Origin of the sequence: Streptomyces sp. SID5643 (assembly GCF_009872555.1) — a bacterium.
In the GTDB taxonomy this organism is placed as follows: Bacteria; Actinomycetota; Actinomycetes; order Streptomycetales; family Streptomycetaceae; genus Streptomyces; species Streptomyces iakyrus.
In genome coordinates, this window is the sequence record NZ_WWIC01000293.1 from 22180 (window position 1) to 44918 (window position 22739).

Consider the following 22739-nt stretch of genomic DNA (forward strand, 5'->3'; position numbering starts at 1 on the left):
CAGGGGTGTCGTCATGGACGAGCGTAGTCCCGGGCTGAGTGGAGTCCTCACGCCAAGGACCGTCGCACTACGGTCCTTCGGCTCTATCCGGGGGGTTCTCGTGAACCGTATCACAAACTATTTGATGCAGTCTTTACCTGGAGGTGTGCGGACTGTCACACATGAGAGTGAACCTGCGCGTCTGAGCGGGAAGTTCGCCGAGATGTCTGGTATTGCGACGCTTCGCACCCCCATCGCAACCCCACGACTTGGCAATGCTCTAGTCAGATTCTTACCTTGTCCCCGCCTTGCGCCGGTCGGCCAGGCGTGAACGGGGGCCGATGGCGGTCGCCCCGTTGACACCGGCCACCCCGGACACCACAGGGGCGCGGTCATCGGCGGTGACGGGCTGGTCCGCCGCCGACGCCGGGGTCGAGGCCTCCGGTGAAAGGGCCGCGACCGAGCCGCGGCGCCGGTAGCGCGGCGGCACGAAGCGCTCCATCCAGCGCGGGACACGCGGCGTGAAGCGCGGCAGCAGAAGCAGCAGGAGTCCGACCGCGCTGAGGAACACCACACCCAGCACGATCCACATCGACGCGGAGTTGACCGAGTAGGCGAGGGCACCGAAGGCGATCAGCGCGGACCAGAAGTACATGATGAGCACCGCGCGGCTGTGCGAGTGGCCGATCTCCAGCAGCCGGTGGTGCAGGTGGCCGCGGTCGGCGGCGAACGGGGACTGCCCGCGCCAGGTGCGGCGCACGATCGCCAGGATCAGGTCGGCGGCCGGCACCGCGATGATCGTCAGCGGCAGCAGCAGCGGGATGTAGACGGGGACCGTCTGGTGCACGGCCTCCTTCTCGGAGCCCACGTACAGGTTGAGCGCGTCCGGGTCGACCTGCCCGGTGATGGAGATCGCGCCGGCGGCCAGGACCAGGCCGATCAGCATCGAGCCCGAGTCGCCCATGAAGATCCGGGCCGGGTGCATGTTGTGCGGCAGGAAGCCCAGGCACATGCCCATCAGGATCGCCGAGAAGAGGGTGGCGGGGGCGGCGGCCTCGATGCCGTACGAGTACCAGATGCGGTAGGCGTACAGGAAGAACGCCGTGGCGGCGATGCAGACCATGCCGGCCGCGAGGCCGTCCAGGCCGTCGACGAAGTTGACCGCGTTGATGGTGATGACGACCAGCGCCACCGTCAGCAGGGTGCCCTGCCACTGGGTGAGCGCGACCGAGCCCACACCCGGGATCGGTAGCCACAGAATCGTCAGACCCTGCACGACCATCACGCCCGCGGCGATCATCTGGCCGCCGAGCTTGATCAGGGCGTCGATCTCGAACTTGTCGTCCAGCACACCGATCAGCCAGATCAGCGCCGCCCCGGACAGCAGCGCCCGGGGCTCGTTCGACGTCTCGAAGACCTGGTTGAGGTTGGTCAGGTGGTCGGCGACCAGCAGGCCCGCGCACAGGCCGAAGAACATCGCGATACCACCGAGGCGCGGAGTGGGCTCCCGGTGCACGTCACGTGCCCGGATCTCCGGCATCGCTCCGGCCACGATCGCGAACTTCCGTACCGGCCCTGTCAGCAGGTACGTCACCGCGGCCGTGATGCAGAGCGTCAGGAGGTATTCACGCACGGGCTTCCCCACAGGTCTCGCTGGCCATCTCAGCCCCACACCCTAGCGATGCGCGCATATGGGTGGGGACTTCCGGGTAGCGACGATGGTTGCACGAGTGGCTGTGCACCCTGATGCGCTTACCCCCGCTCACGCCGGATACGGCGGAAATCCACCGGCCAGCTCCCGCACATCTTCACGGGCCCTTGAGGTCTCCGTCACTCCCCCGAGCACCCCGGCGAGCAGTTCGGCGATCCGGGCCATCTCCGCCTCGCCCATGCCCTGGGTGGTGACCGCGGCGGTGCCGAGCCGCAGGCCCCGGGCGTCCCCGTGCGGCAGGGCGCAGCAGTCCATGACCAGGCCCGCCGCGGCGAGACGGCCCCGGGCCGTGCGCCCGTCGACGCCGAGCGGCGCCGGGTCGGCGGTGATCAGGTGGGTGTCCGTGCCTCCCGTGGTGACGACCATGCCCGCCGCGGCCAGCCGGGCCGCCAGAACGCGCGCATTCGCCACCACCTGATGGGCGTACGCGGCGAACGCCGGTGTTGCCGCCTCCCCGAACGCGACCGCCTTGGCGGCGATGGTGTGCATCTGCGCACCGCCCTGGGTGAAGGGGAACACCGCCCGGTCGACCCGGTCGGCCAGCTCCGCCCGGCACAGGATCAGGCCGCCGCGCGGTCCGCGCAGCACCTTGTGAGAGGTCCCGCAGACGATGTCCGCGTACGGCACCGGATTCGGCGCCGCTCCCCCGGCGACGAGCCCGAGGGGGTGCGCGGCGTCCGCGATGAGATAGGCGCCCACCTCGTCGGCGACCTCGCGGAAGAAGGCGTAGTCGAGGTGCCGGGGGTAGGCGATGGAGCCGCACACGATCGCCTTGGGCCGGCGGGTGCGGGCCAGGGCGCGCACCTGCTCGTGGTCGATGAACCCCGACTCGGCGTCCACCCCGTAGCCGACGAAGTCGAACCAGCGGCCGGAGAAGTTGGCGGGCGAGCCGTGCGTGAGGTGCCCGCCGTGGGGCAGGCCGAGGGCGAGGACGGTGTCGCCGGGGCGGAGCAGGGCCGCGTAGGCCGCGAGCACCGCCGAAGAGCCCGAGTGCGGCTGGACGTTGGCGTGGTCGGCGCCGAACAGGGCCTTCGCCCGCTCCACGGCGAGACGCTCGGCGACGTCGGCGATCTCGCAGCCGCCGTGGTGCCGCGCCCCCGGGTAGCCCTCGGCGTACTTGTTCGCCAGCGGTGACCCGAGGGCGGCCAGGACGGCCGGGGAGCTGAAGTTCTCGGCGGCGATCAGCTGGAGCGTGGTCGACTGCCGCTCCCGCTCGCCGAGCAGGACGTCGGCGAGCTCGGGGTCCTGGCGGCGCAGGACGTCGGCCTGGATGGCAGGGGTGACCGTCATGGTGGGCTCCGGGCGGCGTCGCATGTCTGGGCGGTTCGCCTCCGGGGCGCCTGAGTCGGTCCTGAGAGGCCGATCGTGCTCAGCCCTCCGGGCCTCCGCGCGTTCGGCCTCTCAGGACCGACGCGCCCCTTCGGCTCACGCGCCGGGGTGACGTACGTCCAATGTAGGCCTGGGGCCCCGGGACCGCTCGGCTGTTACATCTTTGCGGGGACGCCCGTCAGCGCCGTGACGACCGGATCGAGCGCCTGGTGTATCTCGTCGCCGATGGACCGGAAGAACGTCAGGGGCGCCCCGTACGGGTCGTAGACCTCGTCCGCCTCGGCGTTCGGTGCCAGCAGCCACCCGCGTAGAGCCGCAGCGGCGCGGACCAGCGCACGGGCGCGGACGACCACGCCTTCCTCCAGAGGAGGCAGGGTCACCGGGTCGATGGCCTTGACCAGACGGGTGAACTCCTTGAGCGTGAAGGTCCGCAGGCCCGCCGAGTGCCCCATGGAGATGACCTGCGCCCGGTGGTCCCTGGTGGCGGTCAGCACCAGGTCGGCGCGGATCACGTGCTCGTCGAGGAGCTCGCGCCCGGTGAAGCCGGAGGCGTCCGCGCCGAAGTCGGCCAGGACGGTCTCCGCGTGGGACTCCATGGGCGCGCCCTCATGACCCCAGGTGCCCGCGCTCTCCACGATCAGCCCGCCGCCCAGGATGCCGAGCCGCTCCCGCACCGCATGGCGGGTCAGCCGCTCGGTGATGGGCGAGCGGCACACGTTGCCGGTGCTGACGTGGAGGATGCGGAAGCTGTCGCGCGGAAGTCCCACGAAGGTCGTCGTGATCTCCGCCGCGCTTTCCCCGTTGCCTATGCCACGCCCCGATCCAGGGGCCGTCAATTCGCCACCTCGAGGTCGGGTACGACCTTTCGCAGCTCGTCCGCCGAGATGGCACCCGCGCGCAGCAGCAGCGGCACCTCACGGGTCACGTCGACGATCGACGACGGCACGATGCCGGGGGTCGGGCCGCCGTCGAGGTAGACGGAGACGGAGTCGCCCAGCATCTCCTGCGCGGCGTCGCAGTCCTCCGGCGCCGGGTGGCCGGTCAGGTTGGCGGAGGAGACGGCCATGGGGCCGACCTCGGTCAGCAGCTCGATGGCGACCGGGTGCAGGGGCATGCGCACGGCGACCGTGCCCCGGGTGTCCCCGAGGTCCCACTGGAGAGACGGCTGGTGCCGGGCGACGAGCGTCAGGGCGCCCGGCCAGAACGCGTCGACGAGCTCCCAGGCCAGCTCGGAGAAGTCCGTGACGAGGCCGTGCAGCGTGTTCGGGGAGCCGATCAGGACGGGGGTGGGCATGTTGCGGCCCCGGCCCTTCGCCTCCAGCAGGTCGGCGACCGCCTCCGAGGAGAACGCGTCGGCGCCGATGCCGTACACCGTGTCCGTCGGCAGCACCACGAGCTCGCCACGGCGGACGGCGGACGCTGCCTCGCGCAGACCGGTCACTCGGTCGGTCGCGTCGTTGGTGTCGTATCGCCGTGCCATCTTTAGCTGGCCTCCTCGTACACGTGCTGCTGGGATGAAGTCCGCGAAGAGCGCGGGGTGCCCGGTGTGCTCACGGCAGTGCCTTGCGTGCCGTGGCGAAGCGCGGGCGGTTGTTGAGGTCCGGGTGGTCGGCCGCGTCGGTCCAGCCGCGGTCCTCGGCGAAGATCCACGGCACCTGGCCGCCCTGGGTGTCGGCGTGCTCGACGACGACCACGCCGCCCGGCCGCAGCAGCCGGTGCGCGGTGCGTTCCAGGCCGCGGATGAGGTCGAGGCCGTCCTCGCCGGAGAAGAGGGCCAGGCCGGGGTCGTAGTCCCGCGCCTCGGGGGCGACGTACTCCCACTCGGTGAGCGGGATGTAGGGCGGGTTGGTGATGACCAGGTCGACCTGGCCGTCGAGGTCCGGGAAGGCCGTCAGCGCGTTGCCCTGCCGCAGGTCGACCCTGGACCCCTCGACGTTCTTGCGGGTCCACTTGAGGGCGTCCTCGGACAGCTCCACGGCGTGCACGCGCGAGCGCGGCACCTCCTGGGCGAGGGCGAGCGCGATGGCGCCGGAGCCGGTGCACAGGTCGACGATGCACGGCTCGACGACGTCCATGGCCCGTACGGCGTCTATGGCCCAGCCGACCACGGACTCCGTCTCGGGCCGCGGCACGAACACCCCGGGGCCGACCTGGAGTTCCAGGTAGCGGAAGTAGGCGCGCCCGGTGATGTGCTGGAGCGGTTCGCGGGCCTCGCGGCGGGCGATGACCTCCCAGTAGCGGGCGTCGAAGTCGGAGTCCTTGACGGTGTGCAGCTCGCCGCGCTTGACGCCGTGCACGAACGCGGCGAGTTCCTCGGCATCGGTGCGCGGCGAGGGCACGCCGGCGTCGGCGAGCCGCTGGGTGGCCTGGGCCACCTCCGCGAGCAGCACGCTGCGGGGGCTTGGGGGTCGCCCCCCAAATGACTGCTGCACGCAAGTCCTCCGTTGTACTCGTACGTGATCACTCGTACGTGCTCGTGCCTGCCTTACGCAGCCGCCAGCTTCGCCGCCGAGTCCGCGTCGACGCAGGCCTGGATCACGGCGTCGAGGTCGCCGTCCAGGACCTGGTCCAGGTTGTACGCCTTGAAGCCGACGCGGTGGTCGGAGATGCGGTTCTCCGGGAAGTTGTAGGTGCGGATCTTCTCGGAGCGGTCGACGGTGCGGACCTGGCTGCGGCGGGCGTCGGCCGCCTCCCTCTCCGCCTCCTCCTGCGCGGCCGCGAGCAGCCTGGAGCGCAGGATACGCAGTGCCTGCTCCTTGTTCTGGAGCTGGCTCTTCTCGTTCTGGCAGGAGGCGACGACTCCGGTCGGCAGGTGCGTGATGCGCACGGCGGAGTCGGTGGTGTTGACGGACTGTCCGCCGGGCCCGGAGGACCGGTAGACGTCGATGCGCAGGTCGTTGGGGTTGATCTCGACGTCGACCTCCTCGGCCTCGGGCGTGACGAGCACACCGGCCGCGGAGGTGTGGATCCGCCCCTGGGACTCCGTGGCGGGCACGCGCTGCACGCGGTGCACACCGCCCTCGTACTTCATCCGCGCCCAGACGCCCTGGCCCGGCTCGGTGGCCCCCTGGCCGCCCTTGGTCTTCACGGCGACCTGGACGTCCTTGTAGCCGCCCAGCTCGGACTCGGTGGCGTCGATGATCTCGGTCTTCCAGCCGACGCGCTCGGCGTAGCGCAGGTACATGCGCAGCAGGTCGCCCGCGAACAGGGCGGACTCGTCGCCGCCCGCGCCCGCCTTGATCTCCAGGATGACGTCCTTGTCGTCGCTGGGGTCACGCGGGACGAGCAGGAGGCGCAGCTTCTCCGTGAGCTCCTCGCGCGCCTTCTCCAGCTCCTTGACCTCGGCGGCGAACTCAGGGTCGTCGGCGCCCAGTTCACGCGCGGTCTCGATGTCGTCGCCCGTCTGCGTCCAGGAGCGGTACGTGGCGACGATGGGGGTGAGCTCGGCGTAACGCTTGTTCAGCTTGCGCGCGTTGGCCTGGTCGGAGTGGACCGACGGGTCGGCGAGCTTCTTCTCCAGGTCGGCGTGCTCGGCGACGAGTTCCTCGACGGCCTCGAACATCTTGGGCTCCTGTGCGGGACGGGGGTGAAGGGCGGGCGACCAAAAACGCCGGTCCCGGAGCGCCCGGTGAGGGGGCGCGTCCGTGGACCGGCGATTCGGAGCTCGCTACTTCTTGGAGCCGGCGGCCTTGCCGAAGCGGGCCTCGAAGCGGGCCACACGGCCACCGGTGTCGAGGATCTTCTGCTTGCCCGTGTAGAACGGGTGGCACTCGGAGCAGACATCGGCGCGGATGGTGCCGGACTCGATGGTGCTGCGGGTGGTGAACGACGCGCCACAGGTGCAGCTGACCTGCGTCTCGACGTACTCGGGGTGGATGTCGCGCTTCAAGGTGTCTCCTAGGTTCGGGAGGGCGCCGGGTCGCTGCCGCGGGGTGCGGGAGCGTGAACCGGAGCCGACGTACCAGTCTGCCAGGACTGGGGCCATCCCCCAAAACCGGGGGTTGCCGTTGTTTGTTCCCGGCGGGCCGGTGCCGCTTGCCCGCGCGGGTCCCCGCGCCCCTTACGGGGCGCTGACCACACCCTTGGCTTCGCCCGAGGCGTTGCCCTTCGTCGCGCTCTTCGGGATCGGCTTGTCGTTCTCCAGGGCCTTCCAGATCTGGTCGGCCTTCTTCTCCTGGAGGAGGACGCGGTTGGGGTCGGCCGGGTCGTAGGCCACCGGCATCGTGACCATGTGCATGCTGGACGGGCTGATGCCCTTCAGGCCGCTCGCGAAGGACGCGAGCCTGTTGACCGAGCCGAGGTCGGAGTCGGTCGTCACCGTCTTGGTCGCGGTCTCCGCGAGGTCGAGCAGCCGCTTCGGGTCCGAGAAGACGCCGACGTCCTTGATCTGGTGGACCAGCGCCTTGATGAAGGCCTGCTGGAGCTGGATCCGGCCCAGGTCCGAGCCGTCACCGACGCCGTGTCTGGTGCGGACCAGACCGAGGGCCTGCTTGCCGTCGAGCGTGTGGGTGCCGGCCTTCAGGTCCAGATGGCTGTCGGGGTCCTCGATGCTCTTGGTCGTGGTGATCTCGACGCCACCGAGGTCGTCGATGAGCTTCTGGAAGCCGGCGAAGTCGACCTCCAGGTAGTGGTCCATGCGCAGGTCGGTGATCGACTCGACGGTCTTCACGGCGCAGGCGGCCCCGCCGGTGGAGTACGCGGAGTTGAACATCACGCTGCGCGCGGCGGGGTACTCCTTGCCCTTGGTGTCCGTGCACGCGGGACGGTCGATGAGGGTGTCGCGCGGGATGGAGACCACGCTGGCCTTCTTGTGCCCCTTGTAGACGTGCACGACCATCGCCGTGTCCGAGCGGGCGCTGCCGTCGTCGGTGCCGCCGCCGAGCTGCTTGTTGCCGCCGGCGCGGGTGTCGGAGCCGAGGACGAGGATGTTCTCCGAGCCGTTGTCGGCCTTCTCGGGCCGGTCCGTGCCCAGGGCCTGGTCGATGTCGACGCTCTTGAGGTTGCCGTTGAGCTTGAAGTACAGGTAACCGGCTCCGGCGCCGCCCAGCACCACGATGCCCGCGGCCGTCCAGGCCATGATCATCAGGCCCTTGGTGCGCCGCGGGGGCTTACGGCGCCGGCCCTTGCCGCGGTGACGCTCTCCACTGCTACCGGTATCGACCGGTATCCCCGGTTCGGGTGTGCTCTCGGCGGACATGTACTCCTCAGCTCTTCTACGGTCGGTTACCCCCTGCGGTCAGTGCCAGGCGTGGCCGGAGAAGACCCTTCCTCGCACTATCGTCGCCCCACCTGGACAGACGGAGAAACTCGGGAAAGGGTTGCACAACGGACTGTGCCCACCGCGTAGGACGGTGGGCACAGCGCGTGTTCGTCGCAACGGAGCGGGACCCGCTCACCTGCAATTTCAGCCGAAGATGTCGTACTGCTTGAAATCGGTGCCCACGGACTTCCTTGTGGCAAAGATCTCGCTCGTCCCCTTGCCGGTGCCCGCGTACAGGTACAGCGTGCCGCCGGGGGTGCGGGCCAGGAAGTCGGCCTTGCCGTCGCCGGTGACGTCACCGGGCGCGTCGAAGGCGTTGTAGTCGGCCCAGGTGCGCACCTTGACCCGGGCGGAGAAGGCGCCCGAGCCGGCCTTGCCGGTGCCCTTGTAGAGGTAGATGGCGCTGCCGGACTTGCTGCGGGCGATCAGGTCGGTCTTGCCGTCCCCGTTGAAGTCGCCCTTGCCGCGCACGGAGTTGTACTGGTTCCAGCCGGAGCCGACCTTCACGCGGGGCGCGAAGGTGCCGTTGCCCTTGCCCGGGTAGATCCACATGACGCCCGCCGAGTCGACCGAGAGCAGGTCGGGCAGGTAGTCGCCGGTGACGTCACCGGGGGTGATGATCCGGGTGCGGGTCTTCCAGTTGTCGGCGATCTGCTTGGTGGACCAGGTGCCGCTGGAGATGACGTAGTGCGTCCAGAAGACGTCGCCGTCACTGCTGCGCCGGTAGACCAGGTCCTGGTAGCCGTCGCGGTCGAGGTCCGTCTGCAGGACGACGTTCACACCGTCCCAGTTGCCCCAGGACTCGCGGGCGGCGAACGACGTGCCGTTGGAGTCCTTGGAGTAGCCGGTCTTGGTGGAGGCGTTGCGCACCCACAGGTCAGCCTTGTGGTCGCCGCTGATGTTGGTGTCGTCCAGGCGCGGGTAGGCGGCGCCGACGTAGGAGCTGACCTTGGCGAAGACGCTGTAGGCGCCCTTGGCGACGCAGTCGGTCACGCCCCAGGACACGACGCCGACGATCCGGTTGTTGACGACCAGGGGGCCGCCGGAGTCGCCGTTGCAGGCGGAGACGGTGCCGGTGTCGCTGCCGGTGGCGGGCTTGCCCGCGCAGACCATGTGGCCCTTGACGAAGTCCGCGCCGTACGCGCCGGAGCACGTCGCGTCGGACTGCATGGGCAGCGTGGCCGTCTTCAGCGTCTCGGAGATGTCGTCGCTGGTGGAGCTGGTGCGACCCCAGCCGTAGACCTTGGCGCTGGTGCCGGCCGCGTACGACGCGGTGTCGCCGGAGGTCGTCATGCGGATCGGGGTGGCCTTGACCGGGACGGGCAGGGTCAGCACCGCGATGTCGTTGTCGATGGTCGTCGCGCTGTACGACGGGTGGTTCCACTGCCGCCAGACGCCGGTGACGGTGCCGCCGTGCAGGTCGGTGCCGTCAGCCGAGGGCAGCTGGGAGGTGCCGGTGACGACGGCGCCGTTGCCGTTCCAGTTGTAGCCCTTGACGCAGTGCGCGGCGGTCAGGATCTTCGTCGGCGCGACGACGGCACCGCCGCAGAAGAACCCGATGTCGTCACTGGTGCCGGAGGTGCCCCGGTCGTCGTAGTAGTGGAGCTGCGCCATCCACGGGGCCGTGCTGATGGTGGTCTCGTTGCCACCGATGATCTTCGGGTCGATGCTGCCGGTGACGGTGCCCGCGCTGAGCGAGGCCTTGCTCGTCTTGCCGGCGACGTCGTCACCGGCCATGGCGCCCGCGACGCGCTTCTCCAGCTCGGCGAGCGACGGCGAGCTGACGGCGGGCTTGACGGTCGGCTGCGGCAGCGGGGTGGCCGCACCGGCGGACGTCGTCAGCAGCGTGCCGGCCACGGCGGCGGCGACACCGGCCGCGGCGACGGGCAGTGCGATGCGTATCCGGCGTCTGTGCCGACCGCCCCCGGGCATGGGTGTACCCACGTATGTCCCCCCTCGGGATCACAAGTTCGAAGAGAGCGTGATCCTACCCGCACACGAACAGCACAGAGAGGGCCGCTCCCCGGACGGGGAGCGGCCCTCTCTGTGCAGTGCTTACCTCAGCCGACCGCCTCAGTCGCCGTTGCCCGGCGTCGGGGTGGTCTTCTGGATCTGCATCAGGAACTCGGCGTTCGACTTCGTCTGCTTCATCTTGTCCAGGAGCAGTTCGACCGCCTGCTGCTGGTCGAGGGCGTGCAGCACCCGGCGCAGCTTCCAGACGATGGCGAGCTCGTCGGGGGCCAGCAGGATCTCTTCCTTGCGGGTGCCGGACGCGTCGACGTCCACCGCCGGGAAGATGCGCTTGTCGGCGAGCTTGCGGTCGAGCTTGAGCTCGGCGTTGCCGGTGCCCTTGAACTCCTCGAAGATCACCTCGTCCATGCGGGACCCGGTGTCCACCAGGGCGGTGGCGAGGATGGTCAGCGAGCCGCCGTCCTCGATGTTGCGGGCCGCACCGAAGAAGCGCTTCGGCGGGTACAGCGCCGTCGAGTCGACACCACCGGACAGGATGCGGCCGGAGGCCGGGGCGGCGAGGTTGTACGCGCGGCCCAGACGGGTGATCGAGTCGAGCAGCACGACCACGTCGTGACCCAGCTCCACCAGGCGCTTGGCGCGCTCGATGGCGAGCTCGGCGACGGTGGTGTGGTCCTCGGCGGGGCGGTCGAAGGTCGAGGAGATGACCTCGCCCTTCACCGACCGCTGCATGTCGGTGACCTCTTCCGGACGCTCGTCGACGAGGACGACCATCAGGTGGCACTCGGGGTTGTTGTGCGTGATCGCGTTGGCGATCGCCTGCATGATCATGGTCTTGCCGGTCTTCGGCGGGGCCACGATCAGACCGCGCTGGCCCTTACCGATCGGCGACACGAGGTCGATGATGCGGGTGGTGAGCACGCCCGGGTCCGTCTCCAGACGGAGGCGGTCCTGCGGGTACAGCGGGGTGAGCTTGTTGAACTCCGGGCGGCCGCGGCCGTGTTCGGGCGCCATGCCGTTGACGGAGTCCAGGCGGACCAGCGCGTTGAACTTCTCGCGGCGCTCGCCCTCCTTCGGCTGACGGACCGCACCGGTGATGTGGTCACCCTTGCGCAGGCCGTTCTTGCGGACCTGGGCGAGGGAGACGTACACGTCGTTCGGGCCGGGCAGGTAGCCGGACGTGCGGATGAACGCGTAGTTGTCGAGGATGTCCAGGATGCCCGCGACGGGGATCAGGACGTCGTCCTCGTTGATCTGCGGCTCGGAGGCGATGTCGTCGCGGCCCCGACGGCCACGGCGGTCGCGGTAGCGCCCGCGACGGCCACGACGGCCACCGTCGAAGTCGTCCCCGTCGTCATCGGCTCGCTGCTGGCCACGGTCCTGACGGCCGCCGCCCTGCTGGTTCTGCTGCTGGCCGCGGTCCTGGCGGCCGCCGCCCTGCTGGTCGTCGCCCTTGCCGCCGCGGCGGTCGCCGCGGTCACGCCCGCGGTCCCGGTCGCGGTCACGGCGGTCGCGACGACGGCCCTCGCCGTCACCGGCGTCGGACTTGGCCTCGTTGTTCTGGGCCTGCTGCTGCGACTGCGCCTCGGCCTTGGTGTCGGTCTTCGCCTCGGCGACGATGGTCTCGGCGGCGGAAGCGGGGGCTCCGGCCTCGGCGGTGGCCCGGCGACGACGGCGCTCGGGCGCGTCGTCCCCAGCGCGCTCGTTCTCGCTGGACCGGGAGGCGCCTCCGGCGGGCTGGCCGGGGATCTCGATCTGCTGCTGGGCCACGGCCTTCTCGGCCTTGTCCGCGGGGGCCTTGGCCTCCTTCGCGTCCGCCTTCTTCTCCGCCTTCTCGGCGTTGTCGCCCGTACGGGTCCGCGAGGTGGCGCGGCGCTTGGGCTTGGTCTCGGCGGGGGCGTCGGCCTTCGCAGCCGGAGCGGCGCCGCCGGACGCCTGCGCCTCCTTGATGACCTCGATCAGCTGGCTCTTGCGCATCCGCGCGGTGCCCCTGATACCGAGGCCGGATGCGACCTGCTGCAACTCGGCCAGCACCATGCCCTCGAGGCCGGTACCGCGGCGCCGCCGGGAGCCGGCACCGCTGGCAGGCGCGGAGGCGTCCGTGGCGGGCGCGGCAGCGGTCTCCTCGACACGTGCGCCCATCAGATCGGTGGTGTCGCTCACGAAGGGTCCTTCCCTGGAGCGGACGTCGGCCTGTCTGGCTCGGCGACCGGTTGTGCTGTCCGGCTTCGGTCCGTGTGGTGTGAACCGTGCCGGGGCGGTGGTCCGCCTAAGCGGCGGAGGAATCTGGTGATGGCGCTTCCTTGAGCCGTGGCACCCAGTGTCAGTGTCACGCGGCGTGGTCGCACCGGTTCCGAAGCGTGCCCTGCGCCCCGCTCAGTGTCCTCGTACGGCGTACGGTCCGACGTACGGAACACAGTGCGGCTTGGGGGGCTCCCGGAAGAATGTCTGTCCCGGACGGGGACACGAGGCACCTCGCCATGGTGGGGTCGGGTGCAGACTTGAGGTTAACACTACCGGATCCAACAAACATTCCCCCTCTCGAAATCCGGCAACCGCGCGGTTTCAGATGTCACCGGAGGCGGCGAGCGGCAGCACGCTCGCGCCCTGCTGATCGAGGCGGAGCCGGTTCGCCGCCCAGTCCGCGCCCGCCAGGGCCTCGACCTTGCCGGCGCTCTCCTCGTCGGCCAGCGCCATGACCGTCGGTCCGGCCCCGGAGATGACGGCGGGGATGCCGTCGCCCCGCAGCCGCTCCACCAGTGCCGCGCTCTCGGGCATGGCCGGCGCGCGGTACTCCTGGTGCAGGCGGTCCTCGGTGGCGGGCAGCAGCAGTTCGGGGCGGCGCGTCAGGGCTTCGACGAGCAGGGCGGCGCGGCCGGCGTTGGTGGCCGCGTCGACGTGCGGCACGGTGCGCGGCAGCAGACCGCGCGCGGTTTCCGTGAGAACCGGCTTCCCGGGCACGAAAACCACCGGAACGATGGAATCCGCGGGCTCCATCCTGATCGCGCGGGCAGCACCGCCCTCCATCCAGGACAGCGTGAAGCCGCCCAGCAGGCAGGCCGCGACATTGTCGGGGTGGCCCTCGATCTCCGTGGCGAGTTCCAGCAGGGCGGTGTCGTCGAGCTTCGCTTCGGCCCCTATGGTCACGGCGCGGGCGGCGACGATGCCCGCGCAGATGGCCGCCGAGGAGGAACCGAGGCCCCGGCCGTGCGGAATGCGGTTGGCGCAGACGATCTCCAGCCCGCGCGGCTGTCCGCCGAGCAGGTCGAAGGCGGTGCGCAGGGACCGTACGAGAAGGTGCTGCTCGTCGCGCGGGAGCGTCTCGCTTCCCTCACCCGCGATGTCGATGTGCAGCCCGGAGTCGGCCACCCGGACGACCACGTCGTCGTACAACCCCAGCGCGAGGCCGAGGGCGTCGAAACCCGGGCCGAGGTTGGCGCTGGTGGCGGGGACGCGCACCCGGACGGCGGCGGCGCGGAACGCTGGACCGGCCATCGCTCGATGACTCTCCTTGAGCTGCGTGATTGTCGAATGACGTTCAGTGGACATTCGATGGCGTACGAGAACCCTGAGGGCCGCTGCCGACCGGGCCGGCCTGCGGCTGTCCCGGCCGCGGAGACGGCGCGGCACCGTGCTCCTTGCGGAGGCATATGCGGCGGGCGGGTTCAGTACAGCCTATCGAAGGAAGGTTCTGTGGCGACATAGGGCGCACAGGAGGCGCACGATGCGTGTCGTAAGCCCCCTGTGCACCCGCCGTAGGGAATCTCCCCGGGCCGACGCCGTCTTACGCCGGAACGTGTCGGGCGTAACACCGGCGCTCGGTGCATCGGCGCACGTCAGCCCCGTTCGAGCGCCGTCAGGCGAGACCCAGGCGCTCCGCCGCCGCCGCGGAGTCGACCGGCACGGTGACCGGCTGCGGGGCACCGGCGACGGCCCAGTCGGGGTCCTTCAGCCCGTTGCCGGTGACGGTGCAGACGATCCGCTGCCCCGGGTCGACCTTGCCCTGCTCCGCGGCCTTCAGCAGACCGGCGACGGACGCGGCGGACGCCGGCTCGACGAAGACGCCCTCCTGGGACGCCAACAGCCGGTAGGCGCGCAGGATCTCACGGTCCGTCACCTCGTCGATGAAGCCGCCCGACTCGTCCCGTGCGGCGAGCGCGTACTGCCAGGAGGCCGGGTTGCCGATGCGGATGGCCGTGGCGATGGTCGACGGGTCCTTGACGACCTCGCCGCGCACGATCGGGGCGCTGCCGGAGGCCTGGAAGCCCCACATCCGCGGCTTCCGGGTCGCCACGCCGTCGGCGGCGTACTCCGTGTAGCCCTTCCAATAGGCCGTGATGTTGCCCGCGTTGCCGACCGGCAGGACGTGGATGTCGGGCGCGTCGCCGAGCATGTCCACGATCTCGAAGGCCGCCGTCTTCTGACCCTCGATTCGCACCGGGTTGACCGAATTGACCAGGGCGACGGGGTAGTTGTCGCTGAGGCCGCGCGCGAGCGTGAGGCAGTCGTCGAAGTTGCCGTCGACCTGGAGGATCTTCGCGCCGTGCACGAGGGCCTGGCCCATCTTGCCGAGCGCGATCTTGCCCGTCGGCACGAGCACGGCGCAGACCATCCCGGCCCGCACCGCGTAGGCGGCGGCGGAGGCCGACGTGTTGCCGGTGGAGGCGCAGATGACCGCCTTGGCGCCTTCCTCCTTGGCCCGGGTGATGGCCATGGTCATGCCGCGGTCCTTGAAGGACCCGGTCGGGTTCGCACCCTCGACCTTGAGGTGGACCTCGCAGCCCGTGCGCTCGGAGAGCACCTGCGCGGGCACGAGGGGCGTGCCGCCCTCGCGGAGCGTCACGACCGGCGTGTTGTCGGAGACGGGCAGCCGGTCCCGGTACTCCTCGATGATTCCGCGCCACTGGTGGGTCATTGCTGGTTACTCTCCTTCAACCCGCATGATGCTGGCGACACCACGCACGGTGTCGAGCTTGCGCAACGCCTCGACGGTCCCGGTGAGGGCGGCGTCGGACGCACGGTGCGTGACGACGACGAGGGAGGCCTCGCCGTCCTTCCCCGACTGGCGAACCGTATCGATCGAGACTCCGTGCTCGGCGAAGACGGTCGCGACCTGGGCGAGAACACCCGGTTTGTCAGCCACGTCGAGGCTTATGTGGTACCGCGTGACGACGTCACCCATCGGGGACACCGGCAGCGCGGCATAGGCGGACTCGCCCGGTCCGGTCGTGTCGCCGATCCGGTTGCGGCAGACGGCGACGAGATCGCCGAGCACGGCGGAGGCGGTCGGGGAACCACCCGCTCCGGGGCCGTAGAACATGAGCTGCCCGGCGGCGTCGGACTCGACGAACACGGCGTTGTAGGCGCCGCGGACGGAGGCCAGGGGGTGACTCAGCGGGATCATGGCGGGGTGCACGCGCGCGGTGACGGACGCGCCGTCCCCTGCCCGCTCGCAGATGGCGAGCAGCTTGATGGTGCAGCCCATCTCCTTGGCGGAGGCGAAGTCGGCCGCGGTCACCTCGGTCATGCCCTCGCGGTAGACGTCGTCGAGGCGCACGCGCGTGTGGAAGGCGATGCCGGCGAGGATCGCGGCCTTGGCGGCGGCGTCGAAGCCCTCGACGTCGGCGGTCGGGTCGGCCTCCGCGTACCCCAGGGCGGTGGCCTCGTCGAGGGCCTCCTGGTAGCCCGCGCCCGTCGAGTCCATCTTGTCGAGGATGAAGTTGGTGGTCCCGTTGACGATGCCCATCACCCGGTTGATCTTGTCGCCGGCGAGGGACTCGCGCAGCGGCCGGATCAGCGGGATGGCACCGGCGACGGCGGCCTCGTAGTAGAGGTCCTTGCCGTGCTGCTCGGCGACGGCGTGCAGCGCGGCCCCGTCCTGGGCGAGCAGCGCCTTGTTGGCGGAGACGACGGAGGCGCCGTACTCGAAGGCGGTGGTGATGAGGCCGCGCGCGGGCTCGATGCCGCCGATGACCTCGACCACGACGTCGATGTCGCCGCGTTTGACCAGGGCGGTGGCGTCGGTGGTGATCAGTTCGGGGGCGATGCCCTCACGCACCCGGTCGGGCCGCCGCACGGCCACGCCCGCGAGCTCCACCGGGGCCCCGATCCGGGCCGTGAGGTCGTCGGCGTGCGTCGTCATGATGCGCGCCACCTCTGAGCCGACCACTCCACAGCCCAGCAGCGCCACCTTCAGCGGACGCGTACGCATCATCCGACCTCGTTTCCTCTTTACCGTCTACGGTGGAACCAGTCTCACTCACCGGACGGGGGTTTCTGCCCCCGGTCCGGATCGTGAGATGTCTATTTCATTTTCACGGAGGCGGAAGACAGGAGATCTTCCGCCGCGCGCCGATGCCGGCCTGTGCCGGTTCAGCCGACGTCGAGACGCAGCAGGTCCTCCTCCGTCTCCCGGCGGACGATCACGCGCGCCTCACCGCCGTCCACGGCGACGACCGGCGGGCGGAGCACGTGGTTGTAGTTGCTGGCCATGGACCGGCAGTACGCGCCCGTGGCCGGTACGGCGAGGAGGTCACCCGGCGCCACGTCGGACGGCAGGAACGCGTCCTTGACCACGATGTCCCCGCTCTCGCAGTGCTTGCCGACGACGCGGACGAGCATCGGCTCGGCGTCCGAGGTGCGCGACACCAGCGCGACGCTGTACTCGGCGTCGTACAGCGCGGTGCGGATGTTGTCCGACATGCCGCCGTCGACGGAGACGTAGGTCCGCAGCCCGTCGAGGGGCTTGACGGTGCCGACCTCGTAGAGCGTGAAAGCGGTCGGGCCGACGATGGCCCGCCCGGGTTCGACGGAAATCCGCGGCGTGCGCAGCTTGGCGGCCTCGCACTCCCGGGTGACGATCTCGGTGAGGGCCTTGGCGATCTCGTGCGGCTCGCGGGGGTCGTCGTCGCTGGTGTACGCGATGCCGAGGCCGCCGCCGAGGTCGATCTCCGGCAGCTCGACGCCGTGCTCGTCGCGGACGGCCTTCAGCAGCCCGACCACCCGGTGCGCGGCCACCTCGAACCCGGACATGTCGAAGATCTGCGACCCGATGTGGCTGTGGATGCCGACCAGCTCGAGACCGTCGAGCTGAAGGGCCCGGCGCACGGCCTCGGCGGCCTGCCCGCCGGCCAGCGGGATGCCGAACTTCTGGTCCTCGTGGGCCGTGGCGATGAACTCGTGGGTGTGGGCCTCGACGCCGACGGTGATGCGGATGAGGACCTTCTGCCGCTTGCCGAGGCTCTGCGCGATGTGCGCGACGCGGACGATCTCCTGGAAGGAGTCGAGGACGATGTGCCCGACGCCCGCCTCGACGGCCCGGGTGATCTCGTCGACGGACTTGTTGTTGCCGTGGAAGGCGATGCGGTCGGCGGGCATGCCGGCGGACAGGGCGGTGGCCAGCTCACCGCCGGAGCAGACGTCGACGTTCAGCCCCTCCTCGTGGAGCCAGCGCACGACGGCACGGGAGAGGAACGCCTTGCCTGCGTAGAAGACGTCGGCGTCGGTCCCGAAGGCGGTGCGCCAGGCCCGCGCGCGGGCCCGGAAGTCGGCCTCGTCCAGGACGTAGGCGGGGGTGCCGTACTCCTCGGCGAGCCGGGTGACGGGGATGCCTCCGACGGTCACGACCCCGTCCTCGTCACGCGTGACGGTCTGGGCCCACACCTTGGGGTCCAGCGCGTTGAGGTCGGCGGGCGGGGCGGAGTAGTGGCCCTCGGGGAGGACATCGGCGTGACGGGGCCCGGCGGGGTGTGCGGAACGGCTCATGATCTGTTCGTGTCTCTCAGAGATGGTCGGGAGCGTCGATGCCGAGCAGGGACAGGCCGCCGGCCAGCACCGTCCCGGCCGCTTCGGCGAGCGCGAGCCGGGCACGGTGGGCGGCCGAGGGTTTCTCCTCACCGAGGGGCAGCACGGCGGGGAGCAGGGGCATCGCGGCATCGGCGACGGTGACGAGGTGCCGGGCCAGGCGGTCGGGGGTGTGCTGCGTGGCGGTGGCGGCGAGGACGCGGGGGTGGTCGCCGAGTGCGGCGAGCAGCGCTTCCGCTTCGCGCACGGGACCGGGCTCGGGGTGGAAGCCGAGGTCGGCGGCGTTGCGCAGGAGCGCCCGGGTGCGGGCGTGGGCGTACCGGACGCGGAACAGGGGGTTGCTCTCCCGCTGGACGAGGTGGTCGCCGGGGATCCGGGGCCGGTCGTGGGCGGCGGGGTGCAGCAGCGCCCAGCGGCCGGCGTCCCGGCCGAGGGACAGCGGGTCGCCGGGGGCGGGCACGGGGCGGACGGTGACGCCCCGGTCGGCGCTGCCGGGCGCCCGGGTGGGGACGCCCCGGTCGGCGCTGCCGGGCCCCCGGGTGGTGACGTCCGCCCCGAGGACGGATTCCCACTCCGCGGCGGGCCGGCCCTCGCATTCGACACGGACGACGTCGCCCTGGCTGCGCAGCACACGGGCAACGGCGTCGGCGACCACGACGGCACGCACCTCGGCCGGGCATCGGAGCCGGACGGCGGCCCCGCTGCACCCGGTCGCCGCGTGCCCGTACTGCCCCCCACGCCGCAGGATCTCCTCGACGAGGCCGGCCGAGGCAGTGCCGCGCAGGCTGAGGTTGAGGAAGCCGGGCCCGGTGACGACGACGTCGGTGAACCGCTGCTCACCGAGGAGCCGTGCCCGCAGGATCTCGGCCACGTCACGCGGCGGCCGCCCTGCCGCGCGAGCCAGCTGGAGGGCGACGTTGGTGGCGTAGTCGCCGCAGCCCCCGGGCCCCGGCGGAGCGACCACGGCCCGCTCCGGCACGGTCACGCTGAGCTCACCCTCGTCGACAGCGCGGCGCACGGCGTGCAGCACGGTGTGGGAGAGCTCGGCGGGGGTCACGGGACAAGCGTATGGGAGGAAGGGGGTGGGTATGCGAGCCGGTTTCCGTACGGTCCGGGATGTGGACGCGGTGCCGGTTCGAGGGCTGGCCGGGATGTGGACGCGGTGCCGGTTCGAGGGCTGGCCGGGAGCCTCGTGCCTAGGGCACGGCGGGCAGATCCACTTCCTTGGCTTGTTCGCCGGCGTCCCTCGCGTGTTCTGTCGCTTCAGTGGTGCGTTCTGCGACTTCCGTCGCGCGTACTGTCACATCTGCCGCCGCGCGTTCTGTCGTACGTGCTGTCACATGATCCGTGAGGTGATCCGTCGCGCGTCCTGTCGCGTGCCGCGTCGCTTGATCCGTCACGTGCCCTGTCCCGTGCCGCGTCGCTTGATCCGTCACGTGCCCTGTCCCGTGTCTCGTCGTCGCGTGATCCTTCGTCCGGGGGCCGCCGCGCTGTCGGCCCTCACTCCGGGCCCGCTCGACCAACTGCCGCACCATGCGGACCAGTTCGGCGGGCTCGAAGGGCTTGGCGAGGAAGGCGTCGACGCCCGCTTCGAGTCCGGCCTCGACCTCGTGATGCCCGCAGGCACTGACGATGGCGAGGGGCACGTCGCGGGTGCGCGGATCGGCCCGGAGGCGCGCGGCCGTACGGATCCCGTCCAACCGGGGCATGACGACGTCGAGGGTCACTACATCGGGCCGCACCTGATGCACGACATCAAGACACTCGGCACCATCGGCCGCGGTCACGACCTCCAGCCCCTCAAGCTCGAGGTTGACCCTGATCAACTGCCGGATGACCTTGTTGTCGTCCACAACAAGCACCCGGCCCGATGCGCCTGGCACAACTCGAGAGTAGGTCGGCCCCGGCCACCGCGTCCGGGTTTTCCCCACTTCCACCCCTCACGAGCGACCGACACCCCCGCCCCCGACAGCGAAAACCCGTTCATGACCACCCCGAGGGAGCTGGTAGTGTTCTACCCGTCGCCGCGAGCAACGCGACGAACACGCCCCCGTAGCTCAGGGGATAGAGCAACGGCCTCCGGAGCCGTGTGCGCAGGTTCGAATCCTGCCGGGGGCACCCTGTATGAGGTGCCCAAAGACCCCGTCACCAGCGGAAACGCTGAGGCCGGGGTCTTCGCGTATGTGCAGGCATGTGCCGTCCGAAGCAGCCCTGCGACGCGGTCCGTGGACTATTCGTGGACAGGATCCTGAAGCGTTTCCCCTGATCAGCCGCTGCGCGGGGAGGTCATCGGACGAGCCCAGAAGCGCCGCCGCTGAGCACCGGAAGGCGGGTCGCCTGTCTGGCCGACCGGCAGGCCCAGGGTCGCGCCATGCCATGTTGAGTGGGCGTTCACCACGCGTCCCTGCCAGTTGCGTTCTAGGCTGCCCAGTGCTGCCGTGCCCAAGGGGGGACTATGACAACCGCCGTTGAACGCCTGCGCGCTGACTCCGAAGCCGTGCGCATCATCGAGACGTTTGCGGGCCGCGGCGAGATCGCGCTCTTCTCGATGAAAGAACTCCGCCGCATCGGGAAACATCGGAGCCTGCGGGGACAGGCTCTCACGCATATCACCGAGATGCTGCGCGCCCGAAAGTTGGAGTACCTGCCCATTCGCCTGCCGCGCAACCAGGATCACCACATCGTGGCCTGGCGGCGAGGTACCCCCGGCACTGAACTGCTAGAGAGAGTCCAATGGCTCAGCCGTGAGGCGGGAAGTCATGGGGCTGCCGTGCGACTCTCAGACGACGAGACCGTTCATCTGTACCGTGCCGCACTGGCCGAGCGGGATAGGCGCGCGTAATGTCGCAGTCTTGAAATGCGAAGCCCCCTGGAAAGGTCCAGGGGGCTGAAGCCCAGCGCTGAGCTCGATCACTCGTACTCGCGTAGCAGCTCTTCGATCTTGCGGTTGGCGATCTCCTTCCGTCCGTCGATGCACTTGGCATATCGGCTCAGCAGGACTTCGACGCTATTGCCGGCGCGCTCGGCTACCTCGGTCGGGTCCACTCCGGAGTTGAGCCAGGTCGACAGCGCCGAGTGCCGTAGGTCGTACGGGCGCGCGGCGAGCGGCGAGGCGACCGCGGCCGGCGGGAGCGCCAGTGCACGGGCCTCCTGCCAGACGCGGTAGTACGTCGAGGAGCCGACCACTCCCCCGCGCTCATTGGTGAACAGCCGCCCGTCCTCGACGGTGCCGAAGGTGTCAAGATGCTGCCGGAGGATGGCGACGAGCTGAGGCGGAATTGGCACGAGCCGGACCTCCTCCGCGGGCCGGTTCTTCAGGCCCCGGTCGTCGTGGGTCTCGCCGGAGTCTGTCCACTGCTTGCCGACACTGGGGCGCGTCCGGTTCAGCAGTGCCGTCCCCCAGCCGGTCTCGGGAAGCTTCAGGTCCGTACTGTTGAGGCCGACGGCCTCAGCCGGGCGCAGGGCGCCGTAGTACATGCAGGCGAACAGGCCGACGAGTCGACGGCCACGCGCGCGACCGTACCCGCCGACGTACGAGACCGCCGTCAGCAGGGACCGAGCCTGCTCGGGATTGGCTACCACCCGGGGGTCGACTTCTCCGGCGACCTTCGGCTTCTTCCAGCGGATGCCCGTGATCGGATTCTCTTTGAACTCCCCGAGGTCCACGGCGTAGTGCATTGCATTGACGAGTGTCCGACGCTTGCGCCGAACGGTCTCCGCAGCCGCCGCCGTCCCGTCGAGCTTCAGCTTCAGCGAGTCCAGGACGGCCCTGCCGATCGCGGCGTCACCGAGATCCGAGAGCGGACGCGACGCCTTGGCCACCCAGTGCAAGGTGTTTGCGATCTCGGTCGGCAATTCGCGCTCGTCCGGCCCCGGGAGGACGAAGGCCCAGTTGCGGAGTGCCTTCCTGATCAGTTCCTCGGACGGCTGACCCGGACGATCGTCGAGGAGGGCCATCGTCACGGCGGTCAGGGCCTCATTGACCCCGTTTCGCGTGTTCGGCGCCGCGTGCGGCCACTTCATGGCCAGGTACTTCAGAGCGAAGGCGTACCAGGTCATCGAGGCCGCCTTCTCGACCATTGAGTCGGGCAGCCCTGTGATCGTGTCGAATTCTTCGCCGGCATGAGTGGCGCGGAGCAGCTTGGAACGGTAGTGGTCCGCTAACCCTTTGGTACGGAACTGTTCGGAGAACACGTTCCCGACGACAGTCCATCGGACGTCATAGGAGGACTTCTTGGTATTCCTCTTCCGGACGCCCCACACCTTCACGTCGAGGGACTTCACGCTGCCGCCTCCAACTGCCGCAGCCAAGCGGTGAAGTCGCTCCGCCAGACTCGCAGCTCGCCGTTGGGCAGCTTGAAAGCCGCCGGTCCGAGCCCCAGCTCGCGCCAGCGGTAGAACGTCCGGCGAGAAACGCCGCCCAGTTCGTCCAGGACTTGGCGAACAGTCATCAGCTCGTCGCGGCGGGCGTCCATGTCGGCTCTCCTTCCGTTCCAGGGGCAGGTTCGAGGGTTTCGGCGAGCCAGGCTTCGGCGTCGGTGAGGCCGGTCCCGGCGTAGATCCAGTGCGCGAGGACGAGGGTGGTGTCCCGGTCGGTCTCGGTCGCTTCCAGGGCCTGTGCGCGGCGCCATTCGGCGCGGGCGTCGCGAAGGGCGCCGAGGGTGGTGGAGTAGCGGCGGGACTTGG

General features: G+C 70.2%; 19 protein-coding genes, 1 tRNA gene and 1 pseudogene. 2 read left to right on the forward strand and 19 right to left on the reverse strand.

Annotated elements, in window-relative coordinates; genetic code table 11:
- Positions 1–271: 271 nt before the first annotated feature.
- The 16 genes and pseudogenes from GTY56_RS32055 to GTY56_RS32130 all read right to left on the reverse strand — a co-directional run.
- Positions 272–1612 (reverse strand): MraY family glycosyltransferase, encoded by a 1341-nt coding sequence (locus GTY56_RS32055; protein ID WP_161368782.1) that lies wholly within the window; start codon positions 1610–1612, stop codon positions 272–274.
- A gap of 129 nt (positions 1613–1741) precedes the next feature.
- Complete coding sequence (gene glyA / locus GTY56_RS32060) at positions 1742–2980, reverse strand: serine hydroxymethyltransferase (RefSeq protein WP_161368783.1); 1239 nt, start codon at positions 2978–2980, stop codon at positions 1742–1744.
- A 194-nt stretch (positions 2981–3174) separates the two neighbouring features.
- Positions 3175–3855 carry an arsenate reductase/protein-tyrosine-phosphatase family protein gene (locus tag GTY56_RS32065; RefSeq protein ID WP_033312994.1) on the reverse strand — a complete coding sequence of 227 codons (681 nt, stop codon included), beginning with the start codon at positions 3853–3855 and terminating at the stop codon, positions 3175–3177.
- Positions 3852–4499: an L-threonylcarbamoyladenylate synthase gene (locus GTY56_RS32070; protein WP_062929085.1), complete on the reverse strand. Its 648-nt coding sequence runs from the start codon at positions 4497–4499 to the stop codon at positions 3852–3854. Before GTY56_RS32070 ends, GTY56_RS32065 begins: the two co-directional genes overlap by 4 nt.
- A gap of 70 nt (positions 4500–4569) precedes the next feature.
- Complete coding sequence (gene prmC / locus GTY56_RS32075; protein WP_161368784.1) at positions 4570–5409, reverse strand: peptide chain release factor N(5)-glutamine methyltransferase; 840 nt, start codon at positions 5407–5409, stop codon at positions 4570–4572.
- Positions 5410–5504: 95 nt separating this feature from the next.
- Positions 5505–6581 carry a peptide chain release factor 1 gene (prfA, locus tag GTY56_RS32080; RefSeq protein WP_161368785.1) on the reverse strand — a complete coding sequence of 359 codons (1077 nt, stop codon included), beginning with the start codon at positions 6579–6581 and terminating at the stop codon, positions 5505–5507.
- Between the two features lie 105 nt (positions 6582–6686).
- Complete coding sequence (rpmE, locus tag GTY56_RS32085) at positions 6687–6908, reverse strand: 50S ribosomal protein L31 (protein WP_003992975.1); 222 nt, start codon at positions 6906–6908, stop codon at positions 6687–6689.
- A gap of 171 nt (positions 6909–7079) precedes the next feature.
- Complete coding sequence (locus tag GTY56_RS32090) at positions 7080–8216, reverse strand: LCP family protein (protein WP_161368786.1); 1137 nt, start codon at positions 8214–8216, stop codon at positions 7080–7082.
- 207 nt (positions 8217–8423) lie between these two features.
- Positions 8424–10211, reverse strand: coding sequence for a trypsin-like serine protease (locus GTY56_RS32095; RefSeq protein ID WP_161368793.1), 1788 nt, complete (start codon positions 10209–10211; stop codon positions 8424–8426).
- Positions 10212–10352: 141 nt separating this feature from the next.
- The gene (gene rho, locus GTY56_RS32100) at positions 10353–12413 is read right to left on the reverse strand and encodes a transcription termination factor Rho (RefSeq protein ID WP_161368787.1); all 2061 of its coding nucleotides are present in this window, start codon (positions 12411–12413) and stop codon (positions 10353–10355) included.
- Positions 12414–12815: 402 nt separating this feature from the next.
- Entirely contained in the window at positions 12816–13745 is a 930-nt protein-coding gene (thrB, locus tag GTY56_RS32105; RefSeq protein WP_161368788.1) for a homoserine kinase, read from the reverse strand.
- 361 nt (positions 13746–14106) lie between these two features.
- Positions 14107–15165: a threonine synthase gene (thrC, locus tag GTY56_RS32110; protein WP_161368789.1), complete on the reverse strand. Its 1059-nt coding sequence runs from the start codon at positions 15163–15165 to the stop codon at positions 14107–14109.
- A 6-nt stretch (positions 15166–15171) separates the two neighbouring features.
- Positions 15172–16464 carry a homoserine dehydrogenase gene (locus GTY56_RS32115; protein WP_161368790.1) on the reverse strand — a complete coding sequence of 431 codons (1293 nt, stop codon included), beginning with the start codon at positions 16462–16464 and terminating at the stop codon, positions 15172–15174.
- Between the two features lie 158 nt (positions 16465–16622).
- The gene (lysA, locus tag GTY56_RS32120) at positions 16623–18014 is read right to left on the reverse strand and encodes a diaminopimelate decarboxylase (protein ID WP_161368791.1); all 1392 of its coding nucleotides are present in this window, start codon (positions 18012–18014) and stop codon (positions 16623–16625) included.
- Positions 18015–18030: 16 nt separating this feature from the next.
- On the reverse strand, positions 18031–19110 hold the full coding sequence (gene nrtL, locus GTY56_RS32125; protein WP_161368792.1) for an ArgS-related anticodon-binding protein NrtL: 1080 nt from the start codon (positions 19108–19110) through the stop codon (positions 18031–18033).
- A 424-nt stretch (positions 19111–19534) separates the two neighbouring features.
- Positions 19535–19936 (reverse strand): annotated as a pseudogene (locus GTY56_RS32130) (response regulator); the annotation flags it as partial.
- Between the two features lie 163 nt (positions 19937–20099).
- On the opposite strand from GTY56_RS32130, the gene GTY56_RS32135 reads away from it, so the two are divergent.
- Positions 20100–20171: transfer RNA gene (locus GTY56_RS32135), tRNA-Arg, on the forward strand.
- Between the two features lie 337 nt (positions 20172–20508).
- Positions 20509–20895, forward strand: coding sequence for a hypothetical protein (locus GTY56_RS32140; RefSeq protein ID WP_161367871.1), 387 nt, complete (start codon positions 20509–20511; stop codon positions 20893–20895).
- 68 nt (positions 20896–20963) lie between these two features.
- Here GTY56_RS32140 and GTY56_RS32145 read toward each other — a convergent pair whose 3' ends face one another.
- From GTY56_RS32145 to GTY56_RS32155, 3 genes are all read right to left on the reverse strand, one after another.
- Entirely contained in the window at positions 20964–22337 is a 1374-nt protein-coding gene (locus tag GTY56_RS32145; protein WP_161367870.1) for a site-specific integrase, read from the reverse strand.
- The gene (locus GTY56_RS32150; RefSeq protein ID WP_237525051.1) at positions 22334–22504 is read right to left on the reverse strand and encodes a helix-turn-helix transcriptional regulator; all 171 of its coding nucleotides are present in this window, start codon (positions 22502–22504) and stop codon (positions 22334–22336) included. Before GTY56_RS32150 ends, GTY56_RS32145 begins: the two co-directional genes overlap by 4 nt.
- Positions 22504–22739 (reverse strand): replication initiator (locus tag GTY56_RS32155; RefSeq protein ID WP_346345631.1); only part of this gene is annotated, 236 nt, incomplete at its 5' end. The genes GTY56_RS32155 and GTY56_RS32150, both read right to left, overlap by 1 nt.

What these genes read in the sequence shown, in the direction of transcription:
- glyA (WP_161368783.1), bottom strand. Translation starts at nt 2,980, where the DNA reads ATGACGGTCACCCCTGCCATCCAGGCCGACGTCCTGCGCCGCCAGGAC.
- GTY56_RS32070 (WP_062929085.1), bottom strand. Translation starts at nt 4,499, where the DNA reads ATGGCACGGCGATACGACACCAACGACGCGACCGACCGAGTGACCGGT.
- prfA (WP_161368785.1), bottom strand. Translation starts at nt 6,581, where the DNA reads ATGTTCGAGGCCGTCGAGGAACTCGTCGCCGAGCACGCCGACCTGGAG.
- GTY56_RS32090 (WP_161368786.1), bottom strand. Translation starts at nt 8,216, where the DNA reads ATGTCCGCCGAGAGCACACCCGAACCGGGGATACCGGTCGATACCGGT.
- GTY56_RS32095 (WP_161368793.1), bottom strand. Translation starts at nt 10,211, where the DNA reads ATGCCCGGGGGCGGTCGGCACAGACGCCGGATACGCATCGCACTGCCC.
- thrB (WP_161368788.1), bottom strand. Translation starts at nt 13,745, where the DNA reads ATGGCCGGTCCAGCGTTCCGCGCCGCCGCCGTCCGGGTGCGCGTCCCC.
- thrC (WP_161368789.1), bottom strand. Translation starts at nt 15,165, where the DNA reads ATGACCCACCAGTGGCGCGGAATCATCGAGGAGTACCGGGACCGGCTG.
- GTY56_RS32115 (WP_161368790.1), bottom strand. Translation starts at nt 16,464, where the DNA reads ATGATGCGTACGCGTCCGCTGAAGGTGGCGCTGCTGGGCTGTGGAGTG.
- lysA (WP_161368791.1), bottom strand. Translation starts at nt 18,014, where the DNA reads ATGAGCCGTTCCGCACACCCCGCCGGGCCCCGTCACGCCGATGTCCTC.
- GTY56_RS32140 (WP_161367871.1), top strand. Translation starts at nt 20,509, where the DNA reads ATGACAACCGCCGTTGAACGCCTGCGCGCTGACTCCGAAGCCGTGCGC.
- GTY56_RS32150 (WP_237525051.1), bottom strand. Translation starts at nt 22,504, where the DNA reads ATGACTGTTCGCCAAGTCCTGGACGAACTGGGCGGCGTTTCTCGCCGG.